Source organism: Pseudomonas sp. NBRC 111119, from assembly GCF_001320125.1.
GTDB lineage: Bacteria > Pseudomonadota > Gammaproteobacteria > Pseudomonadales > Pseudomonadaceae > Aquipseudomonas > Aquipseudomonas parafulva.
In genome coordinates this window covers 1-15,423 of sequence record NZ_BCAV01000024.1, presented here as the reverse complement: position 1 = coordinate 15,423, position 15,423 = coordinate 1, and the positions used below count along the sequence as shown (strand labels likewise).

General features: G+C 59.4%; 13 protein-coding genes and 1 pseudogene. 9 read left to right on the top strand and 5 right to left on the bottom strand.

The genetic code is table 11. The features are described 5' to 3' along the window. Positions 1–151: 151 nt before the first annotated feature. Positions 152–1,450: an FAD-binding oxidoreductase gene (locus APH25_RS11020; protein WP_060481943.1), complete on the top strand. Its 1,299-nt coding sequence runs from the start codon at positions 152–154 to the stop codon at positions 1,448–1,450. Positions 1,451–1,479: 29 nt separating this feature from the next. Beyond that, a complete protein-coding gene (locus APH25_RS11015; protein ID WP_028634149.1) occupies positions 1,480–1,845 on the top strand; it encodes a cupin domain-containing protein in 366 nt (121 codons plus the stop codon). Positions 1,846–1,909: 64 nt separating this feature from the next. Here the strand turns inward: APH25_RS11015 and feaR are convergent, their stop codons facing one another. The 4 genes from feaR to APH25_RS25665 all read right to left on the bottom strand — a co-directional run bounded on the left by feaR (position 1,910) and on the right by APH25_RS25665 (position 5,701). After that, complete coding sequence (feaR, locus tag APH25_RS11010; protein ID WP_028634150.1) at positions 1,910–2,863, bottom strand: transcriptional regulator FeaR; 954 nt, start codon at positions 2,861–2,863, stop codon at positions 1,910–1,912. A 112-nt stretch (positions 2,864–2,975) separates the two neighbouring features. After that, positions 2,976–3,491 (bottom strand): DUF3156 family protein, encoded by a 516-nt coding sequence (locus tag APH25_RS11005; protein WP_345940163.1) that lies wholly within the window; start codon positions 3,489–3,491, stop codon positions 2,976–2,978. A 49-nt stretch (positions 3,492–3,540) separates the two neighbouring features. Then, positions 3,541–5,037 (bottom strand): APC family permease, encoded by a 1,497-nt coding sequence (locus tag APH25_RS11000; RefSeq protein WP_060482019.1) that lies wholly within the window; start codon positions 5,035–5,037, stop codon positions 3,541–3,543. A gap of 367 nt (positions 5,038–5,404) precedes the next feature. Beyond that, on the bottom strand, positions 5,405–5,701 hold the full coding sequence (locus APH25_RS25665) for a hypothetical protein (protein ID WP_177331168.1): 297 nt from the start codon (positions 5,699–5,701) through the stop codon (positions 5,405–5,407). Positions 5,702–6,155: 454 nt separating this feature from the next. On the opposite strand from APH25_RS25665, the pseudogene APH25_RS26240 reads away from it, so the two are divergent. The 7 genes and pseudogenes from APH25_RS26240 to APH25_RS10960 all read left to right on the top strand — a co-directional run. Beyond that, positions 6,156–6,365: pseudogene (locus tag APH25_RS26240) on the top strand (hypothetical protein); the annotation flags it as partial. A gap of 356 nt (positions 6,366–6,721) precedes the next feature. Beyond that, on the top strand, positions 6,722–8,209 hold the full coding sequence (locus APH25_RS10985; RefSeq protein WP_060481940.1) for an aldehyde dehydrogenase family protein: 1,488 nt from the start codon (positions 6,722–6,724) through the stop codon (positions 8,207–8,209). A gap of 10 nt (positions 8,210–8,219) precedes the next feature. Beyond that, on the top strand, positions 8,220–8,672 hold the full coding sequence (locus tag APH25_RS10980; protein WP_060482018.1) for a heme-binding protein: 453 nt from the start codon (positions 8,220–8,222) through the stop codon (positions 8,670–8,672). Positions 8,673–8,846: 174 nt separating this feature from the next. Next, positions 8,847–10,157 (top strand): hypothetical protein, encoded by a 1,311-nt coding sequence (locus APH25_RS10975; RefSeq protein WP_060481939.1) that lies wholly within the window; start codon positions 8,847–8,849, stop codon positions 10,155–10,157. A 691-nt stretch (positions 10,158–10,848) separates the two neighbouring features. Then, on the top strand, positions 10,849–11,988 hold the full coding sequence (locus APH25_RS10970) for a tyramine oxidase subunit B (RefSeq protein WP_028634160.1): 1,140 nt from the start codon (positions 10,849–10,851) through the stop codon (positions 11,986–11,988). Between the two features lie 29 nt (positions 11,989–12,017). Then, positions 12,018–12,440: a RidA family protein gene (locus tag APH25_RS10965; protein ID WP_060481938.1), complete on the top strand. Its 423-nt coding sequence runs from the start codon at positions 12,018–12,020 to the stop codon at positions 12,438–12,440. Between the two features lie 51 nt (positions 12,441–12,491). Then, positions 12,492–13,787: an FAD-binding oxidoreductase gene (locus tag APH25_RS10960; RefSeq protein ID WP_060481937.1), complete on the top strand. Its 1,296-nt coding sequence runs from the start codon at positions 12,492–12,494 to the stop codon at positions 13,785–13,787. 421 nt (positions 13,788–14,208) lie between these two features. Here APH25_RS10960 and umuC read toward each other — a convergent pair. Continuing rightward, the coding region (gene umuC, locus APH25_RS10955; RefSeq protein ID WP_060481936.1) for a translesion error-prone DNA polymerase V subunit UmuC at positions 14,209–15,423 on the bottom strand (1,215 nt) is incomplete at its 5' end.

Here is a 15,423-nt window from a genome sequence, read left to right as displayed (position 1 = left end):
TCAAGCCTCCACCTACACTGCGCCCTGGCACGCAGATCAAACGCCTTGGCAGGCTCAGGCAAGACGCCTACCGATCGTTAGGTGCTCAATGGCACCACGTGCACTGCCTCGGCAAAGGCCCCATCACAATTCCAATTCAGCAGGCTGCGTCATGATCAACATCGAGACCCCGACCTACTACACCGCGACCAAAAAATACAACCTTGGCTTCCCCACCCTAGAAAGCGACATCGACGCCGATGTCGTGGTCATCGGTGGCGGCTTCTCGGGTATCAACACAGCACTGGAACTGGCAGAAAAAGGCGTCACCAATATTGTGGTACTCGAAGCCCGCTACCTGGGTTTTGGCGGTACCGGGCGCAATGGCGGGCAGATCATGGCCGGCATTGGACATGATCTGGAAAAGATCAGAAGCAGCGTCGGCGACCAGGGGCTGAAGCAGATTTTCGAGATCAGCGAACTGGGCGCCGACATCATCAAAGAGCGCATAGCCCGCTACAACATTGATGCCGACTTCTGCCACGGCTATGGCTACATGGGCTTCAACAAACGCCAGGAAAAGACCCTGCGAGCATGGGAAAAAGACTTCAAGTCGATCAACACCCATGACGAGATCCGCTTTCTAGGTGGTGCTGAGGTCAAGCAGATCATCGGCAGCGACGCTTACAGCAGCGCCCTGCTGCACATGGGCGGCGGCCACGTGCACTCGCTCAATCTGCTGTTGGGCGAAGCCCAGGCCCTGATAGGCCACGGCGCGCGCATCTTTGAACACAGCCCGGCGCTGGAGGTGACCTACGGCGAGCGTATCAAGGTGCGCACCGGCCGCGGCTCGGTACGAGCCAGCAAGCTGCTGTGGGCCTGCGACAGCTTCCTCAACAAAATGGAACCGGAGCTGCACGCACGCACCATCAACACCTACGCCTTCCAGATGATGACTGAGCCACTGCCGGAAGAACTGATACAGCGTATCAGCCCGATCCGCGGCGCTTACAGCGATATCCGCCCGGTGATCGATTACTACCGCGTCACCCGCGAAAACCGCCTGCTGTTCGGAGCCGCCACGCCGTTCATCGAGCACATCCCGCTGGACCTCAAGACCTGGAACCGTGCCTTGATGCTGAAGATTTTCCCCTACCTCAAGGATGTGCGGATCGACCTCGCCTGGGGCGGCCCAATGGCCACAAGCGCCAACCTGTTCCCGCAGATCGGCACACTCAGCAATCGCCCCAACGCATTTTACGTTCAGGGATATTCGGGCTTTGGCGTCACGCCCAGCCACATCATTTGCAAGATTCTCGCCGAGGGCATGCACGAAGGCTCATCGCGCTACGACCTGATCAGTTCGGTCAAACACGCACGGATCCTCGGCAAGGACCATTTCCGCCCGCTGCTGCTCACCGCCGGCAAGACCGTGCACCAGCTTTCGGGCTATTTCAACGGCCGCCGCTAACCGTATCTTTCACCCACTGGAGAACTGCCATGACCCTCACTGCCGCCAAGCAAGGCATACAACTGTCCGAACTCGATGCCTGGGGCACCGTTGCCGATCTGGGCTCGGAAATCCTCGAAGGCGAAGTCAAAGCCTTTGGCAAAATGACCCACGGAGCGCCGACCGACGCCGTCAGCAGCGCTTACTTTGGCACCACCCGCGGCAAATTCCGCATGGTTTACCCGTTCAACGAGCAGGCGGTAATCGTCACAGGCGAAATCCAGCTGACTGACGAGTCCACAGGCCAGGTCACTCGCTACAAAGCCGGTGACGCCTGGTTCGTAACCAAGGGCACGCCGGTGCTGTGGGAGATTTTGAGCGAGTCGTTCGTCAAGCACTACTTCGCCGTGGCTTGACGCAAGCAGGTATTAAAAACGCCGCCAGCGCTACACGCGCTGGCGGCGTTTTTACTGCGGTGGGTTAGCGCAAGCAGGAGTCCATAGCCGTGGCCCGGTAGTCCTTTGGAGATTGGTCATACTGCTTTTTGAACGAGCGGCTGAAATGGGCGGAGTCCGTGAAGCCCCACTTATAAGCGATTGAGGTAATCGACTCGCACCTGAAGAACGGATTGGCGAGATCCTCGGCGCTCCGCTTGAGCCGGGCTCGTTGAATGTAGCGGCACACGCTGTCACCGTCCTCTTCGAACAAGCGATAGAGGTGGCGCACTGAAATGTTAAGCCCGCCAGCCAACGCAGCAGGCGTCAACCCGGGTTGTGACAACGACTTGTCAATCACCTTCTGCACATAACTGCGCAGATTGCCGCCGTTAAGCGCATCTATGCTGCCAAGGTTGCCTTCTCCAAACTCAAAGCCCGGCTCCAAAAGCGCGGTGAATGCTGCTTCCAACGCAGCGCCCTGAGCACCGTCTTCGCCTGTGTTCTCATCCTTGCACATCTGATCCATCAACACATGAAGCATGCGTCCACACGCGTTGCTGGATGAAATCTTTCCTACCAGAGTTCCTCTGCCAGGAACCTGTTTGCGCACCTGATCGCGGGAAAGCGCCAATGAAACATGCTCGATCAGACCCGCCGGCTTGATTTCGCAGCGCCCCACCGAGTCCATGAGCATGAGATCACCAGGGGCCAGGTAGATGGTCAAACCGCCCTGCTCGACCGTAGAGCGCCCCGAACGCTGCAGGACCAGAAAACAATGCTGGTCATCATCCAGCGCGGGATTATCACCCAGCCGCCGAATGACGCCGGCGTTCGTACGCAAAGAGGCGACTGGCAAGCCTGCGCGCGTATGAGCTGAGACATCGCCAATGAAGAGCGAATGATTGCAAGCCAATTCCGTTTCGAAACGGCCGCAAATCCCCTGCATGGCAGCGGTCCAGCGATCAAGTCCCTGATGGTCGGGTTGTTGAGTCTGCATAGTGGCCTCGGCGCGAATTTGTTGTTATGCAGCCATTGATAACATGTTAACAATGGCCGCACAACTATCACATTTGGTTGAGTACACTGAGCAAAGGGTATGCCAGGTCGCTTCAGATCCGCTGCAGAAACTCCCTGAGGCCAGACAGGCAGGCGAGTAAATGCGAACGCTGCTGCGGACTTACTTGAATATAGCGACGAAACGCCGGCATCCGGTTGACCACCTCGCTAGCACCCATATGCTCCAGAGCAAGCTGCCATTGGCCATCGCGGCATTGCAGCGTCAACCGCTTGAAATCCAGCGGCATCAGCTGCGCCAACAGCGTCGCATCTCGGCCTAAATGATCGCGTACTTGGGCAAAGAGGGCCTGGTCACCGCCCCGGAACACGCAGGTGACGCCGGTGCGCCGAAACGCCCCGGTGTGGCGCAGCTCCAACCGCACATCGCCCTGTTGCAGGGCAGGCACGCTCAACCGAAACTCGCATGTCACGACGTGCATCAGCAGGTGCGCTTCGACGCACTCACGCACCTCGGCCTGCCAACCCTGGGGCGGGAAACACAGCTGTGCGACACCCGCTTGCGCCCGCTGTATCTCCAGCGGGCCGAGATTACGCAGCAGATGCCCCAAGGTGACACCGGGCCGATAACCGGCAGGCGCCCGAGGCGCCAGCAGCCTTTCACGCAAATGTCTGATCATGTTGCGTACGCTCCGCAGCGTGGCCAGGTTCGGCGGCGAATTCTTTTTCCAGCACATCCTCAACCCGGGCAGGCTTGAACGGGTTGACCTTCTGCACACACACAGACCAGAACAGCGCGTAGGCTGCCGTGCCGCCAAGCATGATGGCAAACGGCACGTAAACATCCGCCGGATTCATTCCAGGCGGCGTGATAAACAGCATACCGATGATGATACCGACGCTGGAAACGATTTGCGGCAACGGGAACAACGGCGAACGATAGGCGCGCGGCAGGTCTGGGCGACGGATACGCAGGATCACCACCGACAGTGTCACCAGCAAATAGGCCGTGCTCCAAGCGCAAACGGCAGCCAGCACGAGGTGCAGGATGTTGTCTGGGTTGCCACCCAAGTACCAGGCATGCAGGCACGGGATCAGTGCAACCACCAGAATGCACAGCAGTGGTGTCTTGAAGCGCGGATGCAGGTAGGTGAATACCTTAGGCAACGCCCCGTCTACGGCCATCCCGTAAAGAATGCGCGGCACCCCGGCCATCAGCGTGTTGATGGTTGCCGCACCGGCGAACAAGAATCCGATACCCAGCCAAACTGGGCCGATGTCACCCATCACCTGTTCGGCAAAGCGTGGAATGGCCATGGGCGTATCCAGCAGGTGTACGCCGGTGGCGGCATCGAGTATGACGTTTTCCACCTGGCGCTTCATCGCCGCGCCGTAGATGAACATGCAACTGGCCACACCAAACAGCCCCAGCGCCATGGCGCGTGGCAATACCCAGGCCGAGCGACGCAGTTCGGGGGCAAGCGGCGTCACGAACTCGCAACCGACAAACATGAACATGGCCATGCCGATCAGTGAAAGGATGGTCATCACATCAGAGCCCACCAGAGAGACGCCAAACGGGCCCTCCAGCTCCACCGCAGGTGCGGCGATGAGCCCCAACACACCGAACACCATCAGCGTCGTCCACATGCCGAAGGTGAGAATCACCTCCGCGCGACTGAACGCGCTGACGCCGAACGCGTTCAGTACCGCGAACGACAGCACGAAACAGACGCCCAACAGCCAAGAACCGCCCGCAGACTCAACGAGCGTGTTGAGGTGTTCAAAATTCACCAACGCCATCACCCCAGACAGGATTGTCTCGGCAGTGCCGGCGAACACATGCACGATCAAGTAGGCTGAAAGCGTACCGGTAATGGCGAAGAAGCGACCCATACCGCAGTTGATGTAGTCGTAGACCGAGCCAGTGGTCGGCAGGATCGAGGCCGCCTCGGCGAAGGTGGTCGACTGGGCCAACATCATCAATGCAGCGATGACCATGGCGATGGCAAACGCACTGCCACCGATACCGAAGCCCATCGTCGCAGTCAGGATTACGGGACTGGCCATGATCAGCCCGACGGTGCTGGCGAGTGCGGTAGGGAAACCGACCGTGCCTTTGTTGAGGTGCTCAGTGAGCTTATTGTTGGTTGACATCTTGATCAAGACCCTGGCTTCAGTGTTGGCTGGTAGAGGGTAAGCGGACCATTGCACATGCAGGCCCGACCTACCTCCATGTACCTGCACTGTGCGCCCTGCGTGCTCCGTAGTCTTGCCTTTGCCTGCCGAGACCCTTGTTACAGGCTGCCAGACAGCCAGTTCGCCGGGGAAGCGCTTATCCCGCATCTGTAGGATGGCACCCGCGGCTGGCTGGTCAAATACTGGTAACCAAGCTACTCGACATCAACGACGTTCGAAGTGCCTGCCAGCAATAATAAAAAATCGCCCGGAGACTTCCCGTATGAGCGATCGTCTCGCCCAAACACTGAGTGCTTTCAGTAACACCGTGCTCGACATCCAGCGCTTAGCCCAAAGCCAGAGCATCGAACACTTCCACAACCGCATGATTGAACGTCTCAGTGAACTCATTGCATTCGACAAGGCGTGGTGGGGACTGGCCGCATTGATCAACGGGGTGCCGGTGGAACGCAGTACGCAGCTTTTCAAGCTTCCAGCGCAGTATCTGCTGGACTGGCAATCGATCAGCCACGACGACGTCACGATCGACAGCGTGCACAGCCGCCCTGGCCACGCTGTTGTCATCGACATGAGCACCACAACTGGTCTGACGTGGCTTGGAGCCAAGCACCATATCGGCCAACTGATGTGCATCATCGTAAGCGACCCGATAACTCGGCTTTCCGAGCACCTGACGTTGTATCGCAGCCCGGACTCCGCATCCTTCAGCCCGCAGGACGTTCTGCTCCTAGAAACCCTCATGCCCCACTTGTCCGCAGCCGCTGCGTCCAACCGCATCCGAACGCTGATTTCGATCCGCGAAACCCTGAGCAACCCTCAGAACCTTGCCCTGGCCGTGTGTGACCGCAACGGTACGCTGCATTGCGCCGAACCTGCCTTCATCGCGCTACTGCTGCAAGGTTGGCCACAGTGGAGCGGACCTACTCTGCCCATTGCCATTGAGACCGGTGAATTCATCATCGACCGAATACACCTAAGCGTCTCACATGCCGGTGACCTTTTCCTGATCGCAGGGCGCCATCAGAGCCCACTGGAAACCCTCAGCCCTCGCGAGCACGAGGTCGCCCAAAGCTTCGGTGAAGGCAAGACCTACAAGGAGGTCGCCCGTGACCTGGGACTGGCTGATCATCCCTGCCATCGAACGCTTCGAGCCAGAGCTGATCGTCGTTGCATGCGGCTACGATGCCAATGCCGTCGACCCGCTGGCCCGGATGCTGCTGCACAGCGAGTCCTTCCGGGCCATGACTCAGCGCATGCGCGACCTCGCCGACCGCGTGTGTGGCGGCCGCTTGGTGCTGGTACATGAAGGCGGGTACTCCGAGTCCTATGTGCCCTTCTGCGGACTGGCAACGCTCGAAGCGCTCAGCGGTGTTCGCACAGACGTGATCGACCCGATGCTTGAATTTATCCAGGCGCAACAGCCGAACCCACAGGCCTGCGCGTTTCAACGCGGGTTGCTGGACACGCTGACCTTGCAGCTGGCATGAGCCAAAGATACGTCGCAAGCCGGACCCATGCTCGGGATGCGACGTATCACGCTGGCACTCAGCGTCATGCGGCTGACAGGCTCAGACAAGATGTCCAGCAGGACACCACGCTAGGCTCCAGCATTCCCTTCTTCACTGCCCGGAGTTCGCGCACCATGAGCGATATCAACCTGCTGCCTGCAGTCACCGCCTTTCTGGCGCGTGATCATGGCCTGTACATTCATGGCCAGACTGTCGCCGGCGAATCCTCAAACCGCTTAGCGGTAGTCAACCCAGCCGATGGCAAAACCATCGCGCAAATCGCCGACGCCAACCAAGCCGATGTCGACCGCGCAGTGGACTCGGCTCGCCAGGGTTTCACCCGTTGGTCGCGAACCAGCCCAGCTGCACGCGCCGGTGTACTCCTCAAGCTCGCCGACCTGCTGGAAGCCAATCGGGAAGAGTTGGCCCAGATGGAAACGCTGCAATCGGGCAAGCTGATCGGCATCTCGCGTGCATTCGAGGTCGGGCAGGCTGCACACTTCCTGCGTTACTACGCAGGCTGGGCGACCAAGATCACCGGCCAGACCATCACACCGTCTCTGCCTTCGTTCGCCGGTGAGCGCTACAGCGCCTTCACCCTGCGCGAGCCTATCGGTGTGGTCGTCGGCATCGTGCCATGGAACTTCGCGACCATGATCGCCATCTGGAAGTTGGCCTCGGCGCTGACCACGGGCTGCAGCATCATCATCAAACCCAGCGAGTTCACACCGCTGACGCTGTTGCGTATCGCCGAGCTGGCCACTGAAGCAGGCCTGCCGGCGGGCGCATTGAACGTGCTGACTGGCGCTGGCTATGTTGGCAAAGCACTGATCGAGCACCCGGGTACTGACAAGGTATCGTTCACCGGGTCCGTACCTACCGGTATCGCTGTCGGCCAAGCTGCCATGAGCGCAAAACTTACCCGCGCCACTCTGGAACTGGGTGGCAAGAACGCCGTGGCGTTCCTACCGGACGTAGGTTTGGAGAAAGCCGTCGACGGCATCATCGAAGCTGGCTTCCTGCATTCGGGGCAGATTTGTGCCGCCGGTGAGCGTTTCTATGTACACCGCTCGCACATCGACCCACTGCTCGACGCCCTCTCCCAGCGCTTGGGCCAATTGAAGGTGGGCTCGCCGCTGGACGAAACCACGCAATTCGGCCCGGTGGCCAACAAGCCACACCAGTTGAAGCTTGCCGAACTGTTCGCCACTGCTCGCGCCGAAGGTAGCCAGATCATCCATGGTGGGCGTATTGGGGATGGCCCAGGATGCTTCGTCGAGCCGACTGTGATTCTTGCCAAGTCCGCCAACGATACCCTTCTCAACCAAGAAACCTTCGGCCCGGTGGCAACCTTCCTGCCTTACGACAGCGAAGATGAGCTGCTTCAGTTGATGAACACGTCGCCTTACGGGCTGAGCGCCAGCCTATGGACCAACGACCTGGGCAAGGCCATGCGCCTCATTCCGGAAATCCAGGCCGGCACACTGTGGGTCAACATGCACACGCTGCTCGACCCGGCCGTACCGTTTGGCGGCATCAAGGCTTCCGGCATCGGCCGTGAGTTTGGTTCGGCGTTCATCGACGATTTCACCGAACTCAAATCGGTCATGATCCGCTATTGAGATGCTCGAAATGTCGCTCTGGCTACGCGAACAACTCACCCTTACCCTGCCGCTGGCCATGCAGGCGCTGCGGGCCGCGCTCGACGCGGCCACTGAGCAGCAGGTCAAAGTCAGCTTGGCAATCGTCGATGGCTGTGGCCTACCGATCCACACTGCGCATATGGACGGTGCACCCCGTCCAGCACATGCCATAGCGTTGCGCAAAGCCCTTACGGCTGCGGGGTTCGGCATAGCCACGGCTGACTGGGAGCAACGCTTGGAGCGCTGCTCCGAGGCGGTGCGCAACGGTTTTCCGCTGCAGCCAGGAATGGCCTTGTTCGGTGGCGGCGAACCCTTGCGCCATGCCGGGCAGGTCATCGGGGCGATAGGCGTGTCTGGTGCCAGCGAGGCCATCGACACACTTTGCGCCAAGGCCGCCGCCAATCATGTTACGACCCTTCTGCAGCCTGATCGAACGCTGTAAATCTGTGCGTGTGGCCAAGCCGTGCAAGCGCCTTGGCAGCCAGAAACAAGACCCCGACCTGCCCCTCACGCACTAATAAGCCGTCGCAGCCAACCGCGACGGCGCCCGCCAATGCGGGTGCCCACGTACAAGAAAGCGCCTTATCAAAGGCGACTGACAACGAGGGAAAGTGCAATGGTCAAACCACAAACGCTGTCGACCCTGGCCCTGGCAGTCCTACTCGCCAGCCAGGTCGCGCCGGCTTACGAACTGTACGCTGACGAAGACAGCCACTTGAATGCTGACATGCTGGCGGTCTGGGGTATGTTCAACAGCCGCAAGAACTATGACGGCACTTCAGGAGGCTCAACCTGGCGCGAGGGTTTCATCAAGTATGGACTCAGTGGTGATCAGGGCCTCACTGGCAACGGCACCTTGTATGGCGCATTGAACTGGGTAAGTTCCGCGACGTGGGGCGACGGTGATGCCGCCGGCTACACGGACGGCTCCGAGCGCACCACCAAGATCGAGGACGCCTATTTGGGCTGGCGTTCGGGCGACCTGGTGCCACTACTGGGTAAGGACGGTGTAGATGTTTCCGCCGGCCGCCAAGTGGTCCGCCTCGGCACTGGCTTCCTGATCAACGACGACGGGCCGAACCTGGGCAATGGTGTCGCAGACGGTACGCTGGATCGGGGTGGCGCTTACTACCTGGCGGCGCGCCATGCCTTCGACCGCACGGCAGTGCTGCGCCTGGGTGGCCAGGACGGTTTGCACGGCAGCCTGTTGTGGCTCAAATCCGACAACCGCGCCCAGGCCGAAACCGAACTGGCTGCCGGTACGCTGGACTACACCCACGCCCTGGGCACCCTGGGCCTGACCTGGATTCACGGCATCGATGTCACCGACCAGTGGGCCAGCGATTTCCAGAAGGCTCGCGAAGGCATGGATGTGTACAGCGTGCGTGGCGAAGGCAGTGCTGGTATCGAAAACGCCAGCTTCGCCTTTGAATATGCCTGGCAAGACAAACACGGGGGCCCGGAAAATGCCTGGTACCTGCAGGCCGGCTACACCTTTGCAGACTTGCCTTGGGCTCCGCAACTGACCTACCGGTATACCCGCTACTCGGCTGAATGGGATCCTCTATTCAGCGGCCTGTCCAGTGGCTATGGCACCTGGTTCCAGGGTGAAGTCGCTGCCAACTATGCCGGCCCGTTCAACAGCAACACCGGCATTCACCATATTGGCCTGAAAGCCAAACCCCTGGAAAACCTCACGGTCGGCGCCCTGTACTTTAACCTCGATACCGTGCGTACCCGCGACAGCTTGAACCTCGATGCCCGCGAACTCGACCTGTATCTGGAATGGGCCGTCAACGACCACCTGATCATCAGTCCCCTGGTCGGCCTGTATCAGCCGCGCAAGGATCAGGATAACGGTGGCAACCAGGTCGGCGGCAACGGCACCAACGTCTACAGCCAACTGACCGTGGCGGTACCGTTCTGACATAAAAAACCGCCGGCCCATGGCCGGCGGTCTAAGCGCTGTATCTATGAAGTATGAAAGCTGCCCTGGTGAGGCGGCGTCACTATCCCCTTTCCTCTCTGAGCCTGCTTGCCTCAGCGTGCCAGCGCCTTTGTCTGGGCGTGACGACCGCCACTCTGCACGTTTACAGCGTTTGACCTCACGGGCGCGCAAGCATACGATTCGCAAACCTACCGACCGGTAGGTAGCAAACTGAAAGAGCTGCTGTAGTTCTGCAACACGGCCCGGTGGCTTGGGCCGGGCTTCTAGCAGTTAGCACACTGCTGGTCTGTGTGCTGACCACCCTGAGCCTGCGAGACGTGCCAGCAAGCTATTCATTGGCTGGGCACTGAGGAAGTGCAATGAGCAATCACTTCCTGGGCTACTTGATTTGCAGCGGAATTATCGTGTTTGGCGTGGTGTACCACCTAAGCGAATGGAGACGTGCCAAAGGGCCGAGGCCCTCAACTGACGACCCGAATTGAAGACGAACCGATTGAGCTGGCACAGATGATCAATTGCTCTGGCAGACACAAACAAGACGACCTACCAGTCGTTAGCGAAACTGCCCATTACCTTGAGATCACCTGTCCAGCCCGGTCCAGCCGGGTAACACAACAATAAAACCCCAGTACGGCGGCCCCTAGGTACCGTCCGTACAGTGAGACCCGCTATGACCTTCGACACCCGTATCGATTTCATCTACCTCTCCGAACAGGACATGATCCGCGCAGGCGTGACGGACATGCCCGCCTGCGTCGACACCATGGAAGAAATGTTCGGTTTGCTCTACCACGGCGACTACCGCATGGCCGGTCCGAACAGCGACTCGCACGGCGCAATGATCACCTTCCCCGAGCATTCACCGTTCTCCACCATGCCCAAGCCAACCGCCGACCGCCGCATGATGGCGATGCCCGCCTACCTCGGCGGTAACTTCCAGACCGCAGGCGCAAAATGGTACGGCTCCAACATCGCGAACCGCGAAAAGGGCCTTCCGCGCTCGATCCTGATGCTCACCCTTAATGACGCCGACACCGGCGCCCCGCTCGCGCACATGTCAGCCAACCTACTTTCAGCCTACCGCACCGGCGCGATCCCGGGCGTCGGCGCCCGTCACTTGGCACGCAAGGATTCAAAGGTCATCGGTCTGGCCGGCCCGGGAGTGATGGGTAAGACCACGGTCGCCGCGTTCATGGCCGTGTGCCCACAGGTCGATACGATCAAGATCAAAGGCCGCGGCCAGAAGAATCTCGACGCGTTCGTCAGCTGGTTGAACACCGCCTTCCCGCAGATCACCAACGTGCGGGTGGTACAGACCCTGGAAGAAGTAGTACGCGACTCCGACCTGGTCAGCTACTGCAGTTCCGGTGAAGTCGGCGACCCATCCCTCTACCCGCTGGTGAAGCGCGAATGGGTCAAGCCCGGCGCCTTCCTAGCCATGCCCGCCCCGTGCAGCATCGACGCTGGGATGGAACAGGCCGACGTGCGCAAGGTGGTGGACAACACCGGCCTCTACGAAGCTTGGTTCGAAGAACTCCCCAAACCGGCCCACAACCATGTGCCGCTGGTGGGCGTGCGCTTCATGGACATGATTGCCGAAGGCACCCTGCAGGCCGAGCAGGTCGAGGACATCGGCAAGATCATCGCCGGTGAAGCGCCGGGACGCCTGAACGACGAGGAAATCATCCTCATGTCAGTCGGCGGCATGCCGGTGGAGGACGTCGCCTGGGGCACCGTGGTGTACCGCAATGCCATCGAGAAAGGCATCGGCGTCAAGCTAAATCTTTGGGAACAACCCGTTCTCAGCTAATCGATTTCTCTCGCAATGAAGGCTTCTCCATGACCCAAATCACCAAACTGAAAACCGGCTCCAAGTTTGAAGACATGGCCAGCTACTCCCGCCTGGTGGCGGTCGATAACTGGATCTATGTCTCCAACACTGCTGGCCGTAACCCGCAGACTCAGCTGATCGCCGAAGACGTGATCGAACAGACTCACCAGGTGTTCGCCAATATTGAAAGCGCCTTGGCAGCCGTCGATGCCAGCCTGGCTGACGTGATTTGTTCACGTGTGTTTATCCAAGAGCCGAGCGACGTGCCAGCCGTTATGGAGGTGATCGGCGAGAAGTTTCGTGGCATCGACCCGGCCACCACGGTCACCTGCCCACCGCTGGGTTCTACCGTTTACAAAGTTGAGCTAGAAGTCACTGCCTATCGCGGGGCCTCGCGCGCCCAGGTCAAGCTGATTCGCCTCGGCCAGTAACGCCTAACACCAGCACCGTGCCACCTGTACTTATCACCGCCGAGTAACGCCATGTCCCCTGCTATCGACCCTGTAATCACCAGCCCCCATCAACCGGAAGCGACCACTGTCGTGATCATCGGTGGTGGCATCATAGGCCTGACCGCCGCGCTGACTCTCGCCGAGCGCAAAATCCCGGTGGTGGTGCTGGAGAAAGGTCGTATCGCAGGCGAGCAGTCATCGCGCAACCTTGGCTGGGTGCGTAAAACCAACCGCCATGCACACGACATCCCTCTTGCCTTGGCGGCCGATCGACTCTGGGCCGAAATGCCGCAACGGGTCGGGAGTGACGTGGGCTACCGACAGGCCGGAATCATGTTCGTGGGTCGTAACGACACGCAGATGGGCATGCACGAAGGTTGGCTGAAGAGCGTCGAACACCTTGGTCTGGACTCGCGCCTGCTTAGCAATGGCGAGATCGCCAGAATGGTTCCTGGAGGGCGCACTGACTGGGCCGGTGCTATCTACACTGCCTCAGATGCTCGTGCGGAGCCAACCTTGGCGGCCAGCGCAATTGCCCGTGCGGCGATGGCCAAGGGAGCAGTGATCGTTGAAAATTGCGCGGTACGCACCCTTCAGACCAGTGCCGGATGCGTCAGCGGCGTGGTCACCGAACAAGGCGAGATTCGCTGTGATCAAGTGCTGCTGGCTGGCGGTCTATGGTCGCGTAAATTCCTCGGCAACCTGAAAATCGACCTCCCGACTTTGCCGTTGACCTGCTCAGTGCTGCGCACAGAACCGATGGAAGGCCCCACGGAGATTGCTGTGGGCGCTCCAGACTTTTCATTCCGTAAACACAAGGATGGAGGCTTCATCATCACCCAGCGTGGGAAACTGGATGCCTTCCTTACCCTCGATCACCTGCTGCTGGGTACACGCTACTTGCCACAGCTTCGCGCGCAGCGCGACTTTCTGCAGATCAGTCTGGGCAAATACTTCCTTAAGGATATTGCCCTGGCGCGGCGCTGGAAGGCCACGGATGTATCGCCCTTTGAAAAAGTCCGGGTTCAAGACCCTCAGGCAAATGTTGCGTTGAACGACGACGCACTGCGCAACCTCAGGGCTGCGTGGCCGGTGTTTGAGCAAGCACGGATCGCTTCTGCGTGGGCCGGGACAATTGACGTGACCCCTGACTCAAACCCAGTCATTAGCTCAGTATCGACTTTGCCCGGACTGACCCTGGCGACCGGTTTTTCCGGTCACGGTTTCGGCACCTCGCCTGCTGCGGGTCAGTTAGCAGCAGATCTGGTTTCGCAACAAACGCCGTTGATCGATCCTGGTCCCTATAGCTTTGACCGCTTCCTGTGATCCGGGTATGACGTGAAATGAGGGTGTCAGCCAAGCAAAGGACTACTCAGTCAATCACCTGAGTCAACCAAAACCATTACATCGGGGGATACTTTTCCTTCACTCTTTTTTACTTCGCGTCGAGCATACTCAAGCTATCCCTATGTGATAGATGCTCCTTTGCCCGCCTGACAGCGGGCTTTCTTTTGCCAACGGCAAATACAGGAAGATTTGAGTCAGATAGGTATTGCCGCTTCCCGAAAACTGATCTAGCTGTTCCTCTACACTTGCTGCAAGCACCAGTTCAGCCAAGAACGACGGCAAGGTCGGCGGGCGCGTTAAGAACGCTAGATTTTCCTCTCGGGGACTGGTAACGAGCGAGATTCCTACTTCCGAAATTGGGCTCGTACATCACAGCCACAGAGTTACTAAGCAGGCAAGCTCAACATTTGACAGTCCATAACTGATCGATCCGCGTGGTGTAGGACTGGCTCATCATCCCTCTTTTCATTCCCCAATCCGGAGTAAGAGGCACCCTTGCAGTACGCATCGTCCCGCGGCCCCAGCGGTCGTTGATGTCATCCATAACTCGCATGAGCCGGCCACTTGCAACAGGCTGATTGAGCGCGAACAAATCCTCCGAGAACTCACCAGGTTGCCGCAGATCCATTAGCAAGACCTCCGCCTTGCTATAGCGGAAACCGGGCCGGAAGATCTTTGACACCGCATCGGTGGCTAATCTTGTCATCAGTAACGTGTCGCAGGTTGGGTATGGCAACTCCACCAATGCTCCCTGAGCATGGTGGGCCTCCTGGGGATTGAACATGCCGGTGCGGATGCTCACGCGCATGCGCTTGCACAGCGAGCCCTGTGCCCGCAGCTTTTGCGCAGCGCGCCCCACATAAGTGGCCACTGCCTGCTTGATCGACGGCAGGTCGCTCAAGCGTTCGCCAAACATACGGCTGCTGCAGATCTCATGCTTGGCCATCTCCACATCCTCCAGTTCCAGGCACGGTGTGCCCCCCAGTTCACGGGCGGTCTTTTCCACCACCACACTGAACTTCTGCCGAAGGGTACGGGCGTCGGCCCTGGCAAGGTCCATTGCCGTGTAGATGCCCATGGCCTCCAGGTGGGCGGTCATCTTGCGGCCGATACCCCACACATCACTGGCCTTGGAGTTACGCAGTACCCAGTCACGCTTGACCGGGTCGGTGATGTCGATCACACCGTCCGTTTGGCTCAACAGCCTCTTGGCCATGTGATTGGCCAGCTTGGCAAGCGTCTTGGTACCGGCGATGCCTACGCCTACAGGGATGCCGGTGCATTGCAACACGCGAGTACGCAGGCTGTTACCGAACTGCGTGAGGCCTTGCTGAATACCTGACAGGTCGGCAAAGCACTCGTCGATGCTGTAAACCTCCAACGCCGGTACCATGCCCTCGATCAGCGTCATCACACGCTCGCTCATGTCCCCATACAAGGCATAGTTGCTGCTGAACGCGACAACGCCATGCCGGCGAAGCTTTTCCCGCGCCTGAAAGTACGGCTCACCCATTTTCACGTAAGGCTTGGCGTCGTATGACCTGGCGATCACACAGCCATCGTTGTTGCTCAGTACCACGATCGGCGTCTTGGCCAGGTCTGGCCTGAATACCCG